Source organism: Ochrobactrum chromiisoli (genome assembly GCF_026241335.1).
GTDB classification, from domain to species: Bacteria; Pseudomonadota; Alphaproteobacteria; order Rhizobiales; family Rhizobiaceae; genus Brucella; species Brucella chromiisoli.
On sequence record NZ_JAPHAV010000046.1, the window covers coordinates 1 to 2,778 of the forward strand.

The following is a 2,778-nucleotide window of genomic DNA, read 5'->3' on the forward strand; positions in this document are numbered from 1 at the left end:
CTTGACCGGCAGACGCCGGATCAGGTCTACTTCAACGCGCTGACACCAATGATGGTGGCGGCATAATCGCGGCGGAAATCCACTTAACGAAACGCCCGAAACTGTTCAGACAAACCGAACCACCTCTATTTGCTATTGTCACCACTGCTTCATTATGCATATTTTAAGTCCTAAATCTGAGCATGTAATTGGGGGGGATATAATTTGTCATTAAATCTTCAAGATAACGTTATTGCTGCTTACAAAATTGCCAAGCAGACATCTGGTGGAAACAACGCTGATTATATTCCTTTTCTGGCCAAAGTTCCCAGTGAACTAATTGGTGTCGCTATCGTGACTGCTGATGGCCAAGTCTTCAAACAGGGTGATACTGATTATAAATTCGCACTCGAATCCATTTCCAAAGTTTTTACACTTGCTCTTGTCATGGAAAAAATCGGTCCAAAGGCGGTCAAGGAAAAGCTAGGCGATAGCCCTACGGGTATGCCGTTTAATTCTGTACAAGCACTGGAATTACATGAGGGAAAGCCGCTTTCGCCACTTGTAAACGCAGGGGCGATAGCTGCTGCAAGTCTTGTTCCAGGCGATGATGCAGAGCAATGCTGGTCGAATATTCTCGATATGCAAAGCCAGTTTGCCGGACGAGAAATTCAGCTCAGTGACGAGGTCAATAAATCCGAACAGGATACAAATTTTCACAATCGGGCGATTGGCTGGCTGCTATACAGTGCAGGAACCTGCTATAGCGACCCAATGCGGGCAGTCGATGTCTATACAAGACAATGCTCTACACTCGTCGATTGCGTCGATCTCGCCACCATGGGCGCAACACTTGCAGCCGGTGGTATAAATCCCATCACCAAAAAGCGTATTATTAAAAAGGAGCATGTTGCACCATTGCTCGCCGAGATGATGATGGAAGGTTTATACACCTCCTCGGGCGATTGGGCATATTCAGTTGGCTTGCCTGCAAAGAGCGGTGTAGGCGGCGGACTTGTCGCGGTCATTCCCGGAAAAATGGCAATCGCTGCATTTTCACCGCCGCTCGATGAAGCAGGCAATTCCGTCCGTGCGCAAGTGGCAATTGCCGAAATCGAAAGGCAATTAGGGGGTAATATTTTCAAGATAGGTTAGATTTGTCGACTTAGCTTCAGAAGGACAGGCAGACAAAAAACGAGCAATCAATGATGTAGTTCATGTATCGCAATTTAGATCTGTTGAGAGCAGTTGCGCTCTAAATCAAGCAGGGCAAGCACGCGAGTTAATTATTTGCACGCTTGGCTGTCAATGCGAGAAACCCACGCAGGGCTAGTAAAGAAATATCAGCATAGTTTTGGAATGCGTGCAGGTGCGCTGAATAACAGAAGTGGCTTCTTTATTCGACGAGCTGAAGTCGAGCGCTTCGATATTTCACAACCTACCCATTTCAAAGTTTTTCGCAAGTTCTTGCTTCTCTCCGGAACCGGCGTATTTTTTCTAAATACTAGATAATAATAGCAATGGACCTCATAGATGATCAACGACTATCTGAATGTTTTAGTTTTGTTTATGGTCGTTGGATTAGGAATAGTACTTACACGGCAAAAATGGCTTGATCTGGCCAGCAATGTAATATTCACCAAATTACTGCTGAATATTGCGCTACCAGCCACTCTTATTTTATCAATAAGTGAAGACTTTACTAGGGTCGAATTCATTAAATTGTTACCGAATATGGTGCTACCTGTGGTAGCGATTCTAACGCTAATGTTGCTTTCTTGGTTCGCTGGGAAGCTCATAAGAATTGAGAAATCGGACAATGGACTATTTATTGGTCTATGCTCAATGAGTAGTACGATATTTTTTGGAATTCCAGTAACGATTGCAGTTTACGGCAGTCATGGTTTGCCATATGCACTTATAACATATGCATCACAAACCGTAATTTATTGGACTCTGGGTATATATCTACTAGAAAGAGACGCAGGAAAAAATAGTAATGACATAAGTTCGATTTCGTCAATCATTAACAATATTATTAATATGCCATTAATCGCATTTTTTATTGGCGTTTTAATATTGCTTACTGATACGAAAATACCTGGATTCGTAAATAATTTTCTTTCCTATCTTGGGGGAATGACGTCCGCATTGGCTATGCTAGTTGTCGGAACAATGATTTATGTTTCAGGATATAGAAATATCCGGATGAACAGAGCTCTTTTAGCTGTCTTAATTTTCCGCTTTATAATTGCTCCAACAGTTGTATTATTATGGGGATCTATCTTATCAATAGACACATTGATGGTAAAAATCACCGCAGTAATTTGTTCTCTACCGATCCCTAATACGACCGTTATTCTGGCGGGTAAGTATAAATGTGATTCCTTATTCGCAACTGAGTCATTGGTTGCATCCATCATAATTTATTTGTTGTTTTTGCCGGTAATTCTCTTCTTCATAAATATGGTTTAGGGTTTGCTGAGGGGGCTCAGCGTGTTTGAAAACGAGCAGAACGGTGGTTGAACGTTAGGCAGTACTGAATTGCATCAACGTGAGTAAGAGAACCATCCACAGTTCATCAATGTTGCAGCTTTCATTAATCCAAATTATTGCCTATGAAGCCATTTTTGGCGCATTAGTCGTCGTCGGATATCTTTTCAGAAATGTTGAGAGCCTGTTCCAAAAAGGGTTGAGCGATTACAGTAGGTTATGATCCAATCGGATTGCTTACATTCGATGGAGATCACAATGGCCTGGACAGTAACCGCTCGCCGCCACTATGTACGTCGCAATTCG

The 2,778-nt window shown here is 42.6% G+C and carries 2 protein-coding genes; both read left to right on the forward strand.

The window, feature by feature from the left end; all coding sequences use genetic code 11:
• Window positions 1–204: 204 nt before the first annotated feature.
• A complete protein-coding gene (glsA, locus tag OPR82_RS22640) occupies window positions 205–1,134 on the forward strand; it encodes a glutaminase A (RefSeq protein ID WP_265987220.1) in 930 nt (309 codons plus the stop codon).
• A 378-nt stretch (window positions 1,135–1,512) separates the two neighbouring features.
• The gene (locus OPR82_RS22645) at window positions 1,513–2,454 is read left to right on the forward strand and encodes an AEC family transporter (protein ID WP_265987222.1); all 942 of its coding nucleotides are present in this window, start codon (window positions 1,513–1,515) and stop codon (window positions 2,452–2,454) included.
• Window positions 2,455–2,778 lie beyond the last annotated feature (324 nt).

What these genes read in the sequence shown, in the direction of transcription:
- OPR82_RS22645 (WP_265987222.1), top strand. Translation starts at nt 1,513, where the DNA reads ATGATCAACGACTATCTGAATGTTTTAGTTTTGTTTATGGTCGTTGGA.